This is a genomic window from Bradyrhizobium sp. cir1, from assembly GCF_014198245.1.
Classification (GTDB): Bacteria; Pseudomonadota; Alphaproteobacteria; order Rhizobiales; family Xanthobacteraceae; genus Bradyrhizobium.
The window spans coordinates 432813-450674 of record NZ_JACIHE010000001.1 but is presented as its reverse complement, the minus strand read 5'-3'; the positions used below and the strand labels follow the sequence as shown (position 1 = coordinate 450674).

Below are 17862 nucleotides of genomic sequence, written 5' to 3'. Positions count from 1 at the left end.
AGAATTCGAAACGATAAGAACAGGCGCGTTGCGCGTCTCGCGTCGCGCAACATCCCGGAGTGCGGATCGATCGCGTATCCGTCGATCACACTCCGGACGACTCTTTGAGGCAACGTCATTCGTTGCCGCGGCGCCTGCGCCGATCGACGTCAGGCGCTTCCAGCCTGTTTCGATCGGGAGAATTTCACATGAAGTATCTTCTGTCCGGACTGATCGCGATCGGTCTTTCGATCGCGGCCACGGCGTCGTTTGCTGCCGACGCCCGCAACGTCACCGTCGTCAACGAGACCGGCTATGCCATCAAATTCCTGGGCTTCAATGCGCCGGACGATGGCCTGGACGAATGGGAGAACGAGCTCGACAAGGTTTTGCAGAACCAGGCGAGCACCTATGTCGAGTTCGACGATGATGACGAGGGGTGCGTCTGGAACATCCGCGTCGACTGGCAGAACTACGACGAGGCCGTACTCTGGAAGAACGTCAACCTCTGCAAGTTCACCGCGCTCCGGCTGCGCTACGACTCCGGCACCAAGACCACCTCGTTCGTCGCCGAATAGTGGAGAGAGCGTTTTCGAGCGAAGTGGATGCCCGTTCGCGCAAAGAAAACGCGTCAAACCAAAAACCTTGCGGCCCGGAGGAGGGGCCGGCCCAGGCCCTTCCCAAGGCGCGTTGCGGAAGATGACGAATTCGTCCTTTGCAAGCGCAACCGGCTTTGTTATACGCACCCGCGCGCGGACGACAGTTCGCCCTTTTCCTCGGTAGCTCAGCGGTAGAGCATCCGACTGTTAATCGGATGGTCGCTGGTTCGAATCCAGCCCGGGGAGCCAAATTCCGCCGTAAATTCATTGACTTGCTGGCGTCCGCTGATGTGGCGCGCGATGTCGCTCGAGTCAGCCCTCAAGGCCCGGCGCATCCGATCCACGCAGAATCGCGTTCAAGCAGTTTTGTGCCGCGGCTCCATCGCAGCCGCCGGGACGGCACCAAATCGACTTAATTCAAATCGAGCTTCGCACAGCCGGACTCTTATGGAGGTGATTCCCATGCCCGACATCCAGATCGACCGCGCCCAACTGGCTCCCTCGATTCTGCCGGCCGACGTTCCCGACCTCAGCGACGACGAATGCCTCGCCTGCCTTGCGCGTGCGGTCGAGACCCCCGATTCGGCGCGCCTGGATGAGGTTGCCGCCCTGATCGGCCGCCTCGCGGTGACGATCGAATAATCCGTCCTGTTCCCTGATGCGGTGAGTCGCAGCGGTGGCCGGCCAAGGCCAACGGCCATGTTGCGTTTTCGCCGGGCATGTTCCAAAGATGCCGCCAACTTCCGTCCGCGGCATCGTCCGCATTTCAGGGTCCGCAAATGTCCGGTTTCTCGACCGCGCGCCTCAAAATGGTCGATGGCCAGGTGCGCACCAATGACGTCACCGATCGCCGAATTCTCGATGCCATGCTCACCGTTCCGCGCGAGGCCTTCGTGCCGGCCAGCCGGCAGGCCTTGGCCTATCTCGACCTCGACCTTGATGTGAGCGAGGGGACTGCCAAGCGGTTCCTGATCAAGCCGCAGTTGACCGGCAAGCTGCTCCAGGCCGCCGAGATCGGCGAGGGCGACAACGTTCTGGTCGTCGGCTGCGCCACTGGCTATCTCGCCGCGCTGGCGGCCAAGCTCGCGCGCCAGGTCACCGCAACGGAATGCGATTCGGCCCTGGCCGCGAAGGCCAGGGAGGCCTTTGCCGCCCTCGGACTCGCCAATGTCACCTGCAAGGCCGCTCCCTGCACCGAGGGCGATCCGTCTGCCGCTCCCTATGACGTGATCATCCTCAATGGCGCCGCCGAGGTGACGCCGGAGGTGCTGTTCGGGCAGCTCAGGGAGGGCGGGCGTCTGGTGGGCGTCTCAGCCGAATCGCGGCTGCCGCGGGCGATGATCGTGACCCATGCCCACGGCGAATTCGGCCATCGGGCGCTGTTCGACGCCACGGCTCCGGTCCTTCCCGGGCTGGAACGGGCCGCCGCTTTCGTCTTCTGACGGCCCAAACCCCGTTAAAATCCCGTTCTGAATCAGAAGTGTGGCCGGGATGCTGCACGTGAAGAGTTTCCACCGAGAACTACCCTAAGGTAGTTCCGTCGCGCCAATCCGCATCCTATGTTGCGGCGGGGCAACGACTCCACTCGGTAGACGCTAACCCGGCTCGCGGGCACGAGCCGGGCGTTAAAATGAAACGGAAATTTTGGGATGCATGGGGTGAAGCTCTTCACCGGAGCTGCGGTTTCGGTCCTGCTGCTGGCGCTGACCGGGCCGACGCCTGCCTTGGCGGACACGATCGAGGCCGCCTTGGTGCGCGCCTATCAGAACAATCCGCAGCTCAACGCACAGCGCGCCCAGGTGCGCTCGACCGACGAAAACGTGCCTCAAGCCCTGTCCGGCTATCGCCCCAGGGTCTCGCTGACCGCCAGCGGTGGCTATCAGTATACGGATTTGCAGAGTGGCGTGGGGAGTTCGTCAATCCACGGAACCACCATGCCTCGCAGCGCTGGAATTACCGCTTCGCAGACGCTCTACAATGGCAACCAGACCGCCAACAGAACGCGGGCGGCGGAGAGTCAGGTGTCCGGTGCCCGCGAAGCGCTGCGCAGCCTCGATCAAAGCCTGTTGCTCCAGGCCGCCACGACCTACATGGATTATTTGCGCGATGCCGCCACGCTGGAAGTCCAGCGCAGCAACGTGCGCGTGCTCGAGCAGACGCTGAAGCAGACCCGTGATCGTTTCAACGTCGGCGAAGTGACGCGCACCGACGTTGCGCAATCTGAAGCGCAACTGGCTGCCGGCAAGACGCAGGCGCTCACCGCGGAGGCGAACCTCACCACGACGCGGGCGAACTTCCGCCGCATCATCGGCAACGAGCCGACGAACCTCGCACCGGGCTCGCCGGTCGACCGGTTCCTGCCGTCAACGCTCGCTTCGGCCGTCGAGCTCGGCCTGGTCGAGCATCCCAACGTCACGGCCGCAATGTATGGCATCGACGTCAATTTCTTGCAGGTCAAAGTCGCCGAAGGTGCGTTGCTGCCGACGGTTACGATCCAGGCCGCGGCCACGCAGTCCAACGAACAGTCCTTGATTCAGTTGCGCTCGTTCAACGCATCCGCGATCGCGCAGGTCTCGGTGCCGATTTATCAGGGCGGTAGTGAATATTCGCTGATCCGCCAATCCAAGGAAAACCTGGCGCAGCAGCGTCTCAACCTCGAAACCACGCGCGACCAGACCCGCGCGACCGTCGTGCAGTGGTGGGGTTCGCTGCAGGCCGGCAAGGCGCAGGTGCAGTCCGCGCAGGCGCAGGTCACCGCGTCCGAGATCGCACTCAACGGTGTGCGCGAGGAAGCCAAGGCCGGTCAGCGCACCACGCTCGACGTGCTCAATGCGCAGCAGGCTCTGGTCAATGCGCGCGTCGCGCTGGTGACTGCGCAGCACGACCGCGTGGTGGCGTCCTATAACGTCCTCTCCGCCGTCGGCCGTCTGTCGCCCCAGGTCCTCGGTCTTGCGACCACAGTCTACGATGCCAGCGTTCACTACCATCAGGTCCGCGACAGCTGGGGCGGCGTGCGTACGCCTGACGGGCGCTGATTCCCGTAGTCATCCGGTCGGCCTCGCGAACAATTGCGGCCGACCGGTGCTTTGCTTGCAATCATCAAAATCCCTGACATAGCCTTGCCAAGAAGATGCGGGTCGATTCGCTCCGCAACTGATGCCGTATGCGTAAAGCTTGAGTGCCGAGGGCAGGGGCGCGCCGCCGCACGTTGAGCCGTGATCTGGGGACAAGTCGGGCTGCCGCGACGAAAATGTCGGGGCGCTCGTTGCGGAACCGGCCAATCCTGTCGTGCTTGGTGTAAAACAACGCATGCGAGGGCGTTGATGATGTGGAGTCGGAGATGACGCAGCCTGCAAAGGTCACAGAACCCTCCATGGAGGAGATTCTGGCCTCGATCCGGCGCATCATTGCCGACGACGAGGCAAAGCCGCCGCCGGCAGAGGCCGCCAAGCCCGAGAAGGCTGCGGCGCCCGCCGCGCCGCCGCCGAAGCCGATGAACGACATTCCGCCATCCAAGGTCGCACCGCCCAAACCTGCCGCCGAGAAGCCCGCGCCACCTCCGGCTGCGAAGCCGGCTCCGGCTCCGGCACCGCCGCCACCCGCGCCCGCCGCGGATGCCGGACCGAATAGCCAGGACGATATCGACGCGCTGCTGGCGGGGCTCGATGCGGCGACGCCCGCGCCCGAGGTCCGTGCGCCAGGGCCGGAGCCCGAGCCTGAACCCGATGTGCTCGAATTGACCGACGAAATGGCGATGGACCCGGCGCCGACACCGCCTCCGCCGCCACCAAGCTTCCGCAAGGTCGAGCCGCGCGACGATCTCGAGTTCGCCGAATCGCCACCGCCGCGTCCGGCGCCTCCGCCGTCCTACGCGCCAGTGGACTTCGATGCGCCGCCACTGCCGCCGCAACAGCCGATCCTGGCGCAATCAACCGTCTCCGCGGTCGAATCGGCCTTCAACTCCCTGGCCCATACCGTCCTCAGCAGCAATGCGCGGACGCTGGAGGATCTGGTCAAGGAGATGCTGCGTCCGATGCTGAAGTCCTGGCTCGACGACAATTTGCCGGGCCTGGTTGAACGCATCGTGAAGGCCGAAATCGAGCGGGTCTCGCGCGGCGGCCGCTGAGAGCGGCCGGAGGGCCCTCATAATGCCCGGCTTGCGTGTCATATTCGGCCCCGGACCGGGCCGGAAGGCGCTGTTGCCGCCTCGCTTTCCCCTGACCTTTTCGTTGACTTGGCCCCCGCGCGCGGCTTTCTAGCAGCCCCATGATCGAGAAAAATTACCAGCCCGCCGATATCGAAGCCCGCATGTCCGTCGTGTGGGAGGACAGCCGTGCCTTCAAGGCCGGCCGTCCCGACCGCCGCGACGCGGTGCCCTTCACCATCGTGATCCCGCCGCCGAACGTGACGGGCTCGCTGCACATGGGCCACGCCCTCAACAACACGCTCCAGGACATCCTGTGCCGCTTCGAGCGCATGCGCGGCCGCGATGTGCTGTGGCAGCCCGGCACCGACCATGCCGGCATCGCCACCCAGATGGTGGTCGAGCGGCAGCTGATGGAGCGCCAGCAGCCCGGCCGCCGCGAGATGGGCCGCGAGAAGTTTCTGGAGCGGGTCTGGCAGTGGAAAGCCGAGAGCGGCGACACCATCATCAACCAGCTCAAGCGGCTCGGTGCCTCCTGCGACTGGTCGCGCGAGCGCTTCACCATGGACGAGGGCCTGTCCAAGGCCGTAGTCAAGGTGTTCGTCGAGCTGCACCGCGACGGCCTGATCTACAAGGACAAGCGGCTGGTGAACTGGGACACCAAGCTCTTGACCGCGATCTCCGATCTCGAAGTGCAGCAGACCGAGGTCAAGGGCAGCCTCTGGTATCTGCGCTATCCGATCGAGGGCAAGACCTTCAGCCCCGAGGATCCCTCGAGCTTCATCGTCGTCGCCACGACGCGTCCCGAGACCATGCTCGGCGATACCGGCGTTGCCGTGCACCCGGAGGACGAGCGTTTTCAGAAGCTGGTCGGCAAGAACGTCGTCCTGCCGCTGGTCGGCCGCAAGATCAAGATCGTCGCCGACGAGTATTCCGATCCGGAGAAGGGCTCGGGCGCGGTGAAGGTGACGCCGGCGCACGACTTCAACGATTTCGAGGTCGGCAATCGCCACGGCCTGCGTCGCATCAGCGTGCTCGACAGGGAAGGCTGCCTCGATCTCCTCGACAACGAGGATTATCTGCGCGACCTGCCGGAAGGCGCCGCGCAATTCGCCGAGGAGTTCAACAAGGTCGACCGCTTCGCAGCGCGCAAGCGCATCGTCGAGCGGCTGGAATCCTTCGGCTTCGTCGAGCGGATCGAGCCGCACACCCACATGGTGCCGCACGGCGATCGCTCTGGCAGCGTGATCGAGCCGTATCTGACCGACCAGTGGTATGTCGACGCGAAGACGCTCGCAAAGCCGGCGATCGCGGCGGTGCGGTCGGGTGAAACCAGCTTCGTGCCGAAGAACTGGGAAAAGACCTATTTCGAGTGGATGGAGAACATTCAGCCCTGGTGCATCTCGCGCCAGCTCTGGTGGGGTCATCAGATTCCGGCCTGGTATGGGCCTGACGGCAAGGTGTTCGTCGCCGAGACCGAGGAGGAGGCGATCAGCCACGCGCTCGGTTATTACGTCGAGCAGGAGGTGATCACGGTCGAGCAGGGCCGCGAGATGGCGCTCGACCGCAACAAGCGCGAAGGCTTCATCACGCGCGACGAGGACGTGCTCGACACTTGGTTCTCCTCGGCGCTGTGGCCGTTCTCGACGCTAGGCTGGCCTGACGATACGCCCGAGGTGCAGCGCTACTATCCGACCAATGCGCTGGTCACCGGCTTCGACATCATCTTCTTCTGGGTTGCCCGCATGATGATGATGGGCATGCACTTCATGAAGGAGATCCCGTTCTCGACCATCTACATCCACGCCCTCGTCCGCGACGAGAAGGGCGCCAAGATGTCGAAGTCGAAGGGCAACGTCATCGATCCGCTCCACCTGATCGACGAATATGGCGCGGACGCGCTGCGCTTCACCCTGGCCGCGATGGCGGCGCAGGGCCGCGACATCAAGCTCGCCACCAGCCGCGTCGAAGGCTACCGCAATTTCGCGACCAAACTCTGGAACGCCTGCCGCTTCGCGGAGATGAACCAGTGTGCCGTGCCCGACGGTTTCGAGCCGGCGAAGGCGAAGGAGACGCTGAGCCGCTGGATCGCGCATGAGACCGCGCACACCACGCGCGAGGTAACCGAGGCGATCGAGGCCTATCGCTTCAACGATGCCGCCGGCGCCATCTACCGCTTCGTCTGGAACGTCTATTGCGACTGGTATGTCGAGCTCGCCAAGCCCGTGCTGCTTGGCCCCGATAGCCCCGCCAAGGACGAAACCCGCGCCATGGTGGCCTGGGCGCGCGACGAGATCCTGAAGCTGCTGCATCCTTTCATGCCCTTCATCACCGAAGAGCTGTGGGAGGTGACGGCCAAGCGCGACGGCCTGCTCGCGCTGGCGCCGTGGCCGCTGAAGCCCTCTCAGCCTTCGCCGGAGCAGTTCGCGATGCTCGCCGCAGCCGCCGGGCCGACCGATCCGCTGATCTCGCCGGCGCCGGTCATGCCGATCTTCGACCATGCCGACTTCACCGATCCCAAGGCGGAAGCCGAGATCGGCTGGGTCATCGACCTGGTCACGCAGATCCGCTCGGTGCGCGCCGAGATGAACATCGCGCCGGCGACGCTGACCGCGCTGGTGCTCGCGGGCGCCTCGGCCGAGACCAAGGAGCGTGCGCCGCGCTGGACCGAAATCATCAAGCGCATGGCGCGGCTGTCCGACATCTCCTTTGCCGACCGTGCGCCTGACGGCGCCGTTCAGCTGCTTGTGCGCGGCGAAGTGGTCGCGCTGCCGCTGAAGGGCGTGATCGACGTTGCCGCGGAGCGGACGCGCCTCGACAAGGAAATCGGCAAGGCCGACGCCGACATCAAGCGCGCCGAATCCAAGCTGGCGAACGAGAAGTTCGTCGCCAACGCGGCCGAGGAGGTGGTCGAGGAGGAGCGTGAAAAGCGCGAGGCGGCGCTGGCCCGCAAGGCCAAGCTGCTGGAGGCGCTGGAGCGGCTGAAGCAGGCGTCGTGACCTCGCTGTCATTCCGGGATGGTCCGTAGGACCAGACCTCAGGTGCGCAATTGCGCACCGTAGTTCGATGCTGCGCATCGCCCCGGAATGACCATCAGCGAGGAAACGGCTTGCTCAAAAATTTCGAGCCCCTGACGCCATAGCGCCAGGGCAGCTCGACGGCCTTGGTGATACCGATCCGGATGCCGGTCGCGACCTCCAAATCCTCCGTCCGCGCGTGCAGCGCGATCGGTGGCCGGTCGAGCGGCAGCGTGTTGTGCGCGATGGTGATGCCGAGCGCCTCCGTCAGCTTGCCCGGGCCCGAGCACAGCGCGTGCAGATCCTGGATATGGCGGCGGCGGCGCATCGCAGCCAGGCCATGCGTCGGCTCCAGCGCGCGGATCAGCACGGCGCTGGCCGAGCCTTCCTCCTCGCAGACAAAGTTCACGCACCAGTGGATGCCGTAGGAGCGATAGACATAGGCATAGCCGGGCGGGCCGAACATCACCTGGTTCCGCGGCGTCGGGCCATTGTAGGAGTGCGCCGCCGGCTCGGTATGATGATAGGCCTCGACCTCGACGATGATCCCGCCGACGCCGTCGACCAGCATGGTCGCACCGATCAGGTCGTGTGCGACCTCGCGCACGTTGCGCGCGAAGAAGGCACGCTTCAGGGCCTTGCCTAGCCGTGGTGTGGAAGGTTTCGAGACTGGAGCCATTCGAGGTGAGAATCGCCTGAGAACAGAGCAGGATATTGCCCATATCTGCCATGTTCCCTGAAGTGGTGCGAGCCGGGTTGCGATGCCGGGCCAGACCGACTAGGTAGGACCTGAACAGACCGGATACCCCATGGTCGTTATTGTCGATACCATCTCGAACCCGCTGCGCCCGCGCCACCCTGAAAAGGTGAATCGCCCTGATTCCGCTTCGCCGCCGAAGCCGGACTGGATCCGCGTGCGCGCGCCCAATACCCGCGGCTATGCCGACACCCGCAACATCGTGCGCGCCAACGGCCTGCACACGGTGTGCGAGGAGGCGGGCTGCCCGAATATCGGCGAGTGCTGGGACAAGAAGCACGCGACCTTCATGATCATGGGTGACACCTGCACCCGGGCCTGCGCCTTCTGCAACGTCAAGACGGGGCTGCCCAACGCGCTGGATGCCGCCGAGCCGCAGAACGTCGCCGAGGCCGTGGCCAAGCTCGGCCTCGCCCACGTCGTCATCACCTCCGTCGATCGCGACGATCTCGCTGACGGCGGCGCCGAGCATTTCGCCCAGACCATCGGCGCGATCCGCGCCGCGTGTCCCTCGACCACGATCGAGATCCTGACACCCGACTTCCTGCGCAAGGAAGGCGCGCTGGAGGTCGTGGTCGCTGCAAAGCCCGACGTCTTCAACCACAATCTCGAGACCGTGCCGTCGCGCTATCTCACGGTGCGGCCGGGCGCGCGCTACTTCCATTCGATCCGGCTGTTGCAGCGGGTCAAGGAGCTCGATCCCACCATCTTCACCAAGTCCGGCATCATGGTCGGCCTTGGCGAGGAGCGCCATGAGGTGCAGCAGGTGATGGACGATCTGCGCTCGGCCGAGGTCGACTTCCTGACCATCGGGCAATATCTGCAGCCGACCCGCAAGCATCACGCGGTGATGCGCTACGTGCCGCCGGACGAGTTCTCGTCCTACGAAAAGATCGCCTACACCAAGGGCTTCCTGATGGTGTCGGCAAGCCCGCTCACCCGCTCGTCGCATCATGCCGGCGAGGATTTCGCGAGACTGAAGGCTGCGCGGGCAGCTCACGCCCGCTGACGTACCATGCATCGAGTTTCGAGCAAGCACCGTGTCAACCACAGCGCGTCCGAGATGTTTGATCTGGTCGCCGATGTCGAGCGCTACCCGGAATTCGTGCCGCTGTGCAGCGCGCTCAAGGTCCGGCAGCGCATGGCGAAGCCCGACGGCACCGAGGTGCTGGTCGCCGACATGACGGTGTCGTTCAAGCTGGTCAAGGAATCCTTCACCAGCCGCGTGACGCTCGACCGCGCCAATCTGAAGATCCTGGTCGAATATCTGCAAGGACCGTTCAGGAATCTGGAAAACCGTTGGACGTTCGAGCCCAAAGGTGAGGGCGTCTGCGACGTCGGTTTCTTCCTCGCCTACGAGTTCAAGAGCCGCATGCTGGCGATGCTGATGGGCTCGATGTTCGACGCCGCCTTCGCGCGGTTCTCGACCGCGTTCGAGAAGCGGGCGGATGCGATCTACGGGCGGCCAAAGCTGGCGTCGACGTAACCGCCGCGAGCGGGCACGCTCTCTCCACCGTCAATGCGGGGAGCTCTTGCGACGAAGCAATCCAGAATTTCTCTGCGGAGAGACTCTGGATTGCTTCGCTGCGCTCGCAATGACAGTGTGGCTCAATCCACCGCCGCTCACCCCGCGTTCGTGACGATCGCGATACGCCCCTCTGACCGGGATGAGGTGATGCACGAATACGCGAAAGCCGAAGTTCGGTAAAGTGGAATATCTTCGCGCGCGGGCGTTGACCCGCTGGCTGGGTGTTTTGGCCGACGGGCAGCGCAAGGGCTTGTAGGGACGGGGCGACACCTGCAGGCTGGCGCGCAATCAGAAATTCAGACATCGCGCAGTCGAAGGTGACAAGTGCAGTTTGTGCCAAAACGCGGAACCGTGATGGAACACCCCTTGCCGCGAGCGGTGCACCTGCACGGGATGTATTTTATACGATACTCAACTAAAATCCGAATCGGGCGCGGGGCTCGTGGACTGGGACTGGAGACATGGCGCGCTGGAAGCAATCGTGGAGCGAGGACGACCTCAACCGGCTCAGGAAGCTCGCAGGCACCAAGCCGATCACGACGATCGCGAAAGAGCTCGGACGGACCACGGGGACGGTGCTCGCCAAGGCGATCGAGCAAAAGCTTCCCGTCATCTATCGGATCGAGCGAACGGCGCAATGACAGGCCGCCGAGGCTGAACGCGGTATTCCCGCGGGCCAATGCCCGGGTTTCACGCCGCTCTCACCTATGCGGTCCAGCGGCAGGCGCTTGACGATTGACAAGGCGCCGGAAGGGATCATTTTCCGCGACACCGAGTTCTCAACCGATTGTCCCGGTAGAGCCGCCATGACCGTCAATTTCGACACGCTGAAAGCGTCGCTCGTCCTGTATGGGCTCAATGCGATCTACGCGATCCTGCTCCTCGCCATCGGCTGGTATCTGTCCGGCGCCATGCAGCGTTTCGCGACGCGCGTGCTCGGTGTCACGCACCGGGTCGATCCGCTGGTGACCTTGTTCGTCGGCAGCCTCGCACGCTATGGCGTGCTCGCGGTGGTCGGCATCGCCGTGCTGCAGCTGTTCGGCATCCAGACCGCGAGCCTGGTCGCCGTGCTGGGCGCGACGTCACTCGCGATCGGCCTCGCTCTCCAGGGCACGCTTTCCAATCTCGCCGCTGGCGTGATGCTGCTGCTGTTCCGGCCGTTTCACATCGGCGACGACGTCGAGGTCGCCGGCAGGGCGGGCAAGGTGAGGTCGCTGTCGCTGTTCATGACCGAGCTGGTCGCGCCCGACAACACGCAGATCCTGTTGCCAAACGGACAGGTGTGGGGCGCAGCGATCGTCAATCACAGCGCCTATCCCGGCACGGGCGAGGTCAAGGTGGCGTTTCCGGTCCCGGCCGGCGCGGCCAATACGCTGGCCGATCGCATCCTGAAGGAATTGCGCAACGACTCCCGCATCGACGTTCAGGCGCAGCCTGCCGTCTCCGTCACCAAGGTCCTCGATGTCGCTAATCCCGCGGCACCGATCCTGGAATTGACGGTCAGCGCGAAAGCGAAACCGTCGGAGGCCGATGCGGTCAAGCAGTGCGTGCTCGACCACGCGAGCGCGTTGCTGATGGCGGCGTGAAGCGCTTCATCCTCTTGGCGAGCGCGGCGGCCGGCGCTTCACCGCATGCCGGCGCGGCGAGCGGGTCACGCGCGGGCGCAGACGGCTGGCGGCGGTGCGTTGCGGCTTGGCCGCGACTTGCGGGCCGCGGGCGAGGTCCATCAGCATGCGCAGCGCCTCGACCACCGAGCGGGCCCGCACCGCGCTGCGGCCGATCGCGCCAAAGCGGTGCTCGCGGTGGATGATGCGGCCGTCGCGCGCGGCGGCAGCAAAGTGCACCAGGCCGACCGGCTTGCCGGGCGTGGCGCCGCCGGGGCCGGCGATGCCGGTGATGGCGACGGCGAGATCGACATCGGCACGCTCCAGCGCGCCGATCGCCATCGCGGTCGCGGTCTCCTTGCTGACGGCGCCGAAATTCGTCAGCGTGCCCGTTTCGACGCCAAGCATCGCGCGCTTGGCGTCGTTGGAATAGGTGACGAAGCCGCGGTCAATGACGTCAGACGAGCCGGGGATGTCGGTCAGCGCGCCGGCAACGAGGCCGCCGGTGCAGGACTCCGCGGTCGCGATCGTCAGCTTGCGCATCCGGCACAAATCCAGCAGCGAGCGGGAGAGGGCGCGTGCGTCGCTGCCGCCCATGGCCTAGACGCCCCAGGGAAGACGGATGGTGGCGCTCGCGGTGGCCGCGATGCCTTCCTCGCGGCCGGTGAAGCCGAGCCGCTCGCTGGTGGTCGCTTTCACCGCGACGCGGGAGATGTCGACGCCGGAGATTTCGGCGATGCGCGCGCGCATGGCGTCGCGCAAGGGACCGATCTTCGGTCGCTCGCAGATCAGCGTCACCTCGAGATTGGCGACGCGGCCGCCGCGCTGGGCGACGCGCTCGATGGCGTATTTCAGGAACTGGTCGGACGAGGCGCCCTTCCACTTGGCGTCGCTCGGCGGGAAGTGCGAGCCGATGTCGCCGTCGGCGAGCGCGCCGAGGATGGCATCGACCAGCGCATGCAGGCCGACATCGCCGTCGGAATGCGCCAGAAAACCCTTGGTGTGAGGTACGCGCACGCCGCAGATCATGACATGGTCGCCTTCGCCGAAGGCATGCACGTCGTAACCGGTGCCGGTCCTGATGTCGCCGAGCTGGGCAGCCAGGCGCGCTTCCTCGCGCACGAAATCCTCGGGGGTGGTGAGCTTCATATTGGCAACATCGCCTTCAAAGGTTGCAACCGTCAATCCCGCCCATTCGGCAATCGCGGCATCGTCGGTGAAATCAGAGCGCCCATCCTTCGCGGCGCGACGATGCGCCTCGAGGATGACGTCGAAACGAAAGGATTGCGGCGTCTGCGCGATTCTAAGGCGCGACCGGTCCGGCGTGTCCTCGACATTGCCGCTCTCGCCGGTGACCTTGATGGTATCGGTGACGGCAACGGTGGGGATCGCAGCGCCGGTGCGGCTCGCCGCCTCGATCGCGCGCGAGATCACGCCTTCGGACACGAACGGACGCGCGGCGTCGTGGATCAGCACGATGTCCGGCTTGTGCTTCGCCAGCGCTTCGAGACCGGCGAGCACCGAGGCCTGACGGGTGGCGCCGCCATTGGCCGGCGGCTCGTGACTGAGCCCTGCGACCGCTGCCGTGAAGATGGCGCTGTCGTCGGGGTTTACCACCGGCTGGACCGCAAACACGCCAGCGTGGCGGCTGAAGGCTTCCATGGCGCGATAGATCACAGGCACGCCGCCGATCTCGCGATATTGCTTCGGCCCGCCGGCGCCGGCGCGCAGGCCGCGTCCGGCCGCCACGAGGACGACAGCGGTGCGTTGTGATTTCGCCATAGGACTCAAATACTCAGTTGCTGATGAAAGAGCAGGGGATGATTGCCGGCATGCCTCTAGCACGGCAGGCCCGCAAAAAAAGGGGTTTCCCCGCATTGTGGGAAACAGCATTTTGCTGCACTGCACTTGAAAGATCTGCAGAATTGTCTAAACTGTAGGCATGACGCTTGACTGCACAAGAATTGTGCGCAAGATAGATCATGGCCAGCGCGATGAGGCGCTGCCTAGTTGACGAGACCCCTGTGACCGGCACGGCAGCATCCGGCTCTAAGCCGTTGAAAATAGGCGATATTGAAGTCGCCACCCCGGTCTTCCTGGCGCCGATGTCGGGGGTGACTGACTTGCCCGTTCGGCGGCTGGCGGCCGAACTCGGGGCCGGTCTGGTCGTGTCCGAGATGACCGCGAGCGATGAGCTTGCCAACGGCCATCGGATGTCGCGGTTGCGCTGCGAAGCCACGGGAATCGGCCCGCATGTGGTGCAGCTTGCCGGCTGCGAGGCGCACTGGATGGCCGAAGGCGCCCGGATCGCGGAAGCCGAGGGCGCCGACATCATCGATATCAACATGGGCTGCCCGGCCCGCCACGTCACGGGCGGCCAGTCCGGCTCGGCCCTGATGCGCGATCTCGACCACGCCGTCGGCCTGATCGATGCGACGATCGCGGCAGTGAAGGTGCCGGTGACGCTGAAGATGCGGCTCGGCTGGGACGACCGCAGCCGTAATGCACCGGAACTGGCGCGGCGCGCGGAAGCATCAGGCATCAAGCTCGTCACCGTTCACGGCCGCACCCGCTGCCAGTTCTACAAGGGCGAGGCCGATTGGGATGCGATCCGCGCCGTGCGGGAGGCGATCTCGATTCCGCTCATCGTCAATGGCGACATCACCTCTTACGAGACGGCGCTCGCGGCCCTCGAGGCCTCCGGCGCCGATGCCGTGATGATCGGCCGCGGCGCGCAGGGCCAGCCCTGGCTGCCGGGCCAGATCGGCCGTCGCCTCATGGGCGGTGCGGCGGAAGCCGCGCCGTCGCTTCAGACGCAGCTCCATTACGTCCGCACGCTTTATGAGGGCGTCTGCGCGCTCTATGGGCTGCGCGTCGGTCTCAAGCATGCGCGCAAGCATCTCGGCTGGGCGCTCGACGTCGCGGCCGATGTGAGCCGCGCGCCGGCCGAGACGCTGAAATCCTGGCGCCGGAAGATCCTCACATCCGAGGATCCGCGCCTCGTTCACAGTTCACTGCAAGATGCCTTCGACGACTTCGCATGGAGCGCTGCTGCATGAGCTCAGCCGCTGAACATCGTCGGCCGGTTCTGTCCGACAGCGATGCGATCCTGGACGCGCTTCCCAATCCCGTGCTCCTGATCGGGCCGGACGGCAAGATCGTCGCCGCCAACATCGCAACCGAAGCCTTTTTCGAGATCTCGACGCAGTTCCTGAAGCGGCAGTCGCTGAAAGAGCTGGTGCCGTTCGGCAGCCCGTTGCTGGCGTTGATCGACCAGGTGCGCTCCTCGAATTCGCCGGTCAATGAATACAAGGTCGATCTCGGCACGCCGCGCATGGGCGGCGACCGCCAGGTCGATCTGCACGTGGCCCCGCTCACCGAGCGGCCCGGCCATATCGTCGTGATGCTCCAGGAGCGCACCATCGCCGACAAGATGGATCGCCAGCTCACCCATCGCAGCGCAGCGCGCTCGGTGATAGCGCTAGCAGCAATGCTTGCGCATGAGATCAAGAATCCGCTTTCGGGCATTCGCGGCGCGGCGCAGCTGCTGGAGCAGCAGGCCTCGTCCGAGGACCGTATGCTGACGCGCCTGATCTGCGACGAGGCCGACCGCATCGTGACCCTGGTCGACCGCATGGAAGTGTTCGGCGACGAGCGCCCCGTGGTGCGCGGCCCCGTCAATATCCATTCGGTGCTCGATCACGTGAAGCGGCTGGCGCAGTCGGGATTTGCCCGCAACATCCGCTTCATCGAGGATTACGATCCTTCGCTGCCGCCGGTGCTGGCGAACCAGGATCAGCTGATCCAGGTGTTCCTCAACCTGGTGAAGAACGCCGCCGAAGCCTTGATCGACGTGCCCGACGCCGAGATCCAGCTCACCACCGCGTTCCGCCCCGGCGTGCGCCTGTCAGTCCCCGGTCAAAAATCCCGGGTATCCCTGCCGCTCGAATTCTGCGTGAGGGACAATGGACCAGGCGTGCCGGATGATCTTCTGCCCAACCTGTTCGATCCCTTCGTGACCACCAAGCAGACCGGCTCTGGCCTCGGTCTTGCTCTGGTCGCCAAGATCGTCGGCGATCACGGGGGCATCATCGAATGCGAATCTCAACCGCGCAAGACCACCTTCCGCGTGCTGATGCCGATGTATTCCACATCGGTGAAACATGCCGATCATAGCAGTCGCGACGGCTCTGCCGGGAAGTCGTCGTCTGCGTCACAGGGGGCAAAATGAGGATTAACAATGCCCGCAGGTAGCATTCTCGTTGCTGATGACGACACCGCCATCCGCACGGTTCTCAATCAGGCACTTTCCCGCGCCGGCTACGAGGTCAGGCTCACCGGCAATGCCGCCACGCTGTGGCGCTGGGTCAGCCAGGGGGAGGGCGATCTCGTCATCACCGACGTGGTGATGCCCGACGAAAACGCCTTCGACCTGTTGCCGCGGATCAAGAAGATGCGGCCGAATTTGCCCGTCATCGTCATGAGCGCGCAAAACACCTTCATGACGGCGATCCGCGCCTCCGAGCGCGGGGCCTATGAATATCTGCCAAAGCCCTTCGACCTGAAGGAGCTCATCGCCATCGTCGGCCGCGCCTTGGCCGAGCCGAAGGAGCGGGTCTCGACGCCGGATGAGGACGCCGAGATGGAGGCGATCCCGCTGGTCGGCCGCTCGCCGGCGATGCAGGAAATCTATCGCGTGCTGGCGCGCCTGATGCAGACCGACCTCACCGTGATGATCACGGGCGAGTCCGGCACCGGCAAGGAGCTGGTGGCGCGCGCGCTGCACGATTACGGCAAGCGCCGCAACGGCCCGTTCGTCGCCGTCAACATGGCGGCGATCCCGCGCGACCTCATTGAATCCGAGCTGTTCGGCCATGAGCGTGGGGCCTTCACCGGTGCCAATACCCGCGCCTCGGGCCGGTTCGAGCAGGCCGAGGGCGGCACGCTGTTCCTCGACGAGATCGGCGACATGCCGATGGAGGCGCAGACCAGATTGCTGCGTGTCCTGCAGCAGGGCGAGTACACCACCGTCGGCGGCCGCACGCCGATCAAGACCGACGTGCGCATTGTCGCAGCCTCCAACAAGGATTTGCGCGTCCTGATCCAGCAGGGCCTGTTCCGCGAAGACCTGTTCTTCCGCCTCAACGTCGTGCCGCTGCGCCTGCCCCCCTTGCGCGAGCGTATCGAGGACCTGCCGGATCTGGTGCGGCACTTCTTCACGCTGGCTGAAAAAGACGGCTTGCCGCCGAAGAAGCTCGACGCGCTGGCGCTGGAGCGGCTGAAGCAGCACCGCTGGCCCGGCAACGTCCGCGAGCTCGAGAACCTCGCCCGGCGCCTTGCCGCGCTTTATCCGCAGGACGTGATCACGGCCTCCGTCATCGACGGCGAGCTGGCCCCGCCTTCGGTCAGTCCGGGTGCCGCGGTCCAGCAGGGCGTCGACAATCTCGGCGGCGCGGTGGAGGCCTATCTGTCCTCGCACTTCCAGGGCTTTCCGAACGGCATGCCGCCGCCCGGGCTCTATCACCGCATCCTCAAGGAGATCGAGGTGCCGCTGCTCACGGCCGCGCTCGCCGCCACCCGCGGCAACCAGATCCGCGCCGCCGACCTGCTCGGCCTCAACCGCAACACGCTGCGGAAGAAGATCCGGGATCTCGACATCCAGGTCTATCGGAGCGGGGGCTAGGCTTCACGAGCCGACGGTGGCTCAGCTCCCCCTACCACAGCGGAGCTGAGCCTGTCCGGATCGCGCTCGCCGTTGTGGCTGACGCGGTGAGCAGAAGTCCTGATAGGACCGAAATGTTCCGCCGGATCATCCAAATTGGTCGTCCGGCCGCTCGGCGCGGCGTTGCGCCTATCTGACCGGGCGTGCAGGCGCCGGCAGTATGTCGGCCAGCTGCGTCGGCGGCGGCTGCAGGCCGACGCCGTTGACCAGGAGGTCCGCAGCCACAATCAGCAGCAGCACGGCCAAAACCATCGTCGCAAGAAATATCCTATCCATTCCGGTCAATCCGGAGGCAAGGGAATCCGTTCCCGCCAGCGAGCGCCGATCAGCCTACCCTTGGTGGATCGCGCCCTGGGCTGGCGAAATCGTAATTACATAGATATTACAATAGCTTAATTGGCGCCGACCTGCCGGCTTCCGTCGTCCGCGCGCATGTCCCGATCGGGGACGAACGGCGTGTCTGTGCGGCCCGCTTGATCTGGATCAAGAATGCCCGGCGGCGGAGGCCGCTA

17 protein-coding genes and 1 tRNA gene are annotated in these 17862 nt (G+C 65.1%); 14 read left to right on the top strand and 4 right to left on the bottom strand.

What is annotated here, in order from left to right; all coding sequences use genetic code 11:
• The first annotated feature begins 188 nt into the window (after positions 1–188).
• The 7 genes from GGD63_RS02175 (at position 189) to GGD63_RS02145 (ending at position 7721) form a co-directional block, all read left to right on the top strand.
• Positions 189–557: a hypothetical protein gene (locus tag GGD63_RS02175; protein WP_183239249.1), complete on the top strand. Its 369-nt coding sequence runs from the start codon at positions 189–191 to the stop codon at positions 555–557.
• Between the two features lie 195 nt (positions 558–752).
• Positions 753–827, top strand: a tRNA-Asn gene (locus GGD63_RS02170).
• A gap of 213 nt (positions 828–1040) precedes the next feature.
• Complete coding sequence (locus GGD63_RS02165; RefSeq protein ID WP_183239248.1) at positions 1041–1220, top strand: hypothetical protein; 180 nt, start codon at positions 1041–1043, stop codon at positions 1218–1220.
• A 137-nt stretch (positions 1221–1357) separates the two neighbouring features.
• Positions 1358–2020 carry a protein-L-isoaspartate O-methyltransferase gene (locus tag GGD63_RS02160; RefSeq protein ID WP_183239247.1) on the top strand — a complete coding sequence of 221 codons (663 nt, stop codon included), beginning with the start codon at positions 1358–1360 and terminating at the stop codon, positions 2018–2020.
• A 207-nt stretch (positions 2021–2227) separates the two neighbouring features.
• Positions 2228–3613, top strand: a complete 1386-nt coding sequence (locus tag GGD63_RS02155) for a TolC family outer membrane protein (RefSeq protein ID WP_183239246.1) — start codon at positions 2228–2230, stop codon at positions 3611–3613.
• Positions 3614–3918: 305 nt separating this feature from the next.
• The gene (locus GGD63_RS02150) at positions 3919–4704 is read left to right on the top strand and encodes a PopZ family protein (RefSeq protein ID WP_183239245.1); all 786 of its coding nucleotides are present in this window, start codon (positions 3919–3921) and stop codon (positions 4702–4704) included.
• A gap of 140 nt (positions 4705–4844) precedes the next feature.
• A complete protein-coding gene (locus GGD63_RS02145) occupies positions 4845–7721 on the top strand; it encodes a valine--tRNA ligase (protein ID WP_183239244.1) in 2877 nt (958 codons plus the stop codon).
• Between the two features lie 94 nt (positions 7722–7815).
• Here GGD63_RS02145 and GGD63_RS02140 read toward each other — a convergent pair whose 3' ends face one another.
• On the bottom strand, positions 7816–8418 hold the full coding sequence (locus GGD63_RS02140) for a DNA-3-methyladenine glycosylase (protein WP_183239243.1): 603 nt from the start codon (positions 8416–8418) through the stop codon (positions 7816–7818).
• Between the two features lie 130 nt (positions 8419–8548).
• Here GGD63_RS02140 and lipA point away from each other — a divergent pair, with 130 nt between their 5' ends.
• From lipA to GGD63_RS02120, 4 genes are all read left to right on the top strand, one after another.
• Positions 8549–9505, top strand: coding sequence for a lipoyl synthase (gene lipA, locus GGD63_RS02135; protein WP_183239242.1), 957 nt, complete (start codon positions 8549–8551; stop codon positions 9503–9505).
• Positions 9506–9511: 6 nt separating this feature from the next.
• Entirely contained in the window at positions 9512–9982 is a 471-nt protein-coding gene (locus GGD63_RS02130; RefSeq protein WP_027542754.1) for a type II toxin-antitoxin system RatA family toxin, read from the top strand.
• A 503-nt stretch (positions 9983–10485) separates the two neighbouring features.
• Entirely contained in the window at positions 10486–10665 is a 180-nt protein-coding gene (locus tag GGD63_RS02125) for a hypothetical protein (protein ID WP_183239241.1), read from the top strand.
• 165 nt (positions 10666–10830) lie between these two features.
• Positions 10831–11610 (top strand): mechanosensitive ion channel family protein, encoded by a 780-nt coding sequence (locus GGD63_RS02120; protein WP_183239240.1) that lies wholly within the window; start codon positions 10831–10833, stop codon positions 11608–11610.
• A 6-nt stretch (positions 11611–11616) separates the two neighbouring features.
• Here the strand turns inward: GGD63_RS02120 and GGD63_RS02115 are convergent, their stop codons facing one another.
• Both GGD63_RS02115 and GGD63_RS02110 read right to left on the bottom strand, forming a co-directional pair.
• Positions 11617–12225: a CinA family protein gene (locus tag GGD63_RS02115; RefSeq protein ID WP_183239239.1), complete on the bottom strand. Its 609-nt coding sequence runs from the start codon at positions 12223–12225 to the stop codon at positions 11617–11619.
• A 3-nt stretch (positions 12226–12228) separates the two neighbouring features.
• Positions 12229–13410 (bottom strand): bifunctional 2-C-methyl-D-erythritol 4-phosphate cytidylyltransferase/2-C-methyl-D-erythritol 2,4-cyclodiphosphate synthase, encoded by a 1182-nt coding sequence (locus tag GGD63_RS02110; RefSeq protein ID WP_183239238.1) that lies wholly within the window; start codon positions 13408–13410, stop codon positions 12229–12231.
• Positions 13411–13685: 275 nt separating this feature from the next.
• Between GGD63_RS02110 and dusB the strand changes: the two genes are divergently transcribed.
• The 3 genes from dusB to ntrC are packed head-to-tail and all read left to right on the top strand — an operon-like array spanning position 13686 to position 17311.
• Positions 13686–14687 (top strand): tRNA dihydrouridine synthase DusB, encoded by a 1002-nt coding sequence (gene dusB / locus GGD63_RS02105; RefSeq protein WP_183239681.1) that lies wholly within the window; start codon positions 13686–13688, stop codon positions 14685–14687.
• Positions 14684–15859 carry a nitrogen regulation protein NR(II) gene (locus tag GGD63_RS02100; protein WP_183239237.1) on the top strand — a complete coding sequence of 392 codons (1176 nt, stop codon included), beginning with the start codon at positions 14684–14686 and terminating at the stop codon, positions 15857–15859. Before dusB ends, GGD63_RS02100 begins: the two co-directional genes overlap by 4 nt.
• A 9-nt stretch (positions 15860–15868) precedes the next feature.
• Positions 15869–17311 carry a nitrogen regulation protein NR(I) gene (gene ntrC, locus GGD63_RS02095; protein WP_130366976.1) on the top strand — a complete coding sequence of 481 codons (1443 nt, stop codon included), beginning with the start codon at positions 15869–15871 and terminating at the stop codon, positions 17309–17311.
• A gap of 168 nt (positions 17312–17479) precedes the next feature.
• Here the strand turns inward: ntrC and GGD63_RS02090 are convergent, their stop codons facing one another.
• Positions 17480–17626 carry a hypothetical protein gene (locus tag GGD63_RS02090; RefSeq protein ID WP_183239236.1) on the bottom strand — a complete coding sequence of 49 codons (147 nt, stop codon included), beginning with the start codon at positions 17624–17626 and terminating at the stop codon, positions 17480–17482.
• Between the last annotated feature and the right edge of the window lie 236 nt (positions 17627–17862).

Coding starts and splice junctions, on each gene's coding strand:
- GGD63_RS02175 (WP_183239249.1), top strand. CDS start 189: ATGAAGTATCTTCTGTCCGGACTGATCGCGATCGGTCTTTCGATCGCG.
- GGD63_RS02165 (WP_183239248.1), top strand. CDS start 1,041: ATGCCCGACATCCAGATCGACCGCGCCCAACTGGCTCCCTCGATTCTG.
- GGD63_RS02160 (WP_183239247.1), top strand. CDS start 1,358: ATGTCCGGTTTCTCGACCGCGCGCCTCAAAATGGTCGATGGCCAGGTG.
- GGD63_RS02155 (WP_183239246.1), top strand. CDS start 2,228: ATGCATGGGGTGAAGCTCTTCACCGGAGCTGCGGTTTCGGTCCTGCTG.
- GGD63_RS02150 (WP_183239245.1), top strand. CDS start 3,919: ATGACGCAGCCTGCAAAGGTCACAGAACCCTCCATGGAGGAGATTCTG.
- GGD63_RS02145 (WP_183239244.1), top strand. CDS start 4,845: ATGATCGAGAAAAATTACCAGCCCGCCGATATCGAAGCCCGCATGTCC.
- GGD63_RS02140 (WP_183239243.1), bottom strand. CDS start 8,418: ATGGCTCCAGTCTCGAAACCTTCCACACCACGGCTAGGCAAGGCCCTG.
- lipA (WP_183239242.1), top strand. CDS start 8,549: ATGGTCGTTATTGTCGATACCATCTCGAACCCGCTGCGCCCGCGCCAC.
- GGD63_RS02130 (WP_027542754.1), top strand. CDS start 9,512: ATGCATCGAGTTTCGAGCAAGCACCGTGTCAACCACAGCGCGTCCGAG.
- GGD63_RS02125 (WP_183239241.1), top strand. CDS start 10,486: ATGGCGCGCTGGAAGCAATCGTGGAGCGAGGACGACCTCAACCGGCTC.
- GGD63_RS02120 (WP_183239240.1), top strand. CDS start 10,831: ATGACCGTCAATTTCGACACGCTGAAAGCGTCGCTCGTCCTGTATGGG.
- GGD63_RS02115 (WP_183239239.1), bottom strand. CDS start 12,225: ATGGGCGGCAGCGACGCACGCGCCCTCTCCCGCTCGCTGCTGGATTTG.
- GGD63_RS02110 (WP_183239238.1), bottom strand. CDS start 13,410: ATGGCGAAATCACAACGCACCGCTGTCGTCCTCGTGGCGGCCGGACGC.
- GGD63_RS02100 (WP_183239237.1), top strand. CDS start 14,684: ATGAGCTCAGCCGCTGAACATCGTCGGCCGGTTCTGTCCGACAGCGAT.
- ntrC (WP_130366976.1), top strand. CDS start 15,869: ATGCCCGCAGGTAGCATTCTCGTTGCTGATGACGACACCGCCATCCGC.
- GGD63_RS02090 (WP_183239236.1), bottom strand. CDS start 17,626: ATGGATAGGATATTTCTTGCGACGATGGTTTTGGCCGTGCTGCTGCTG.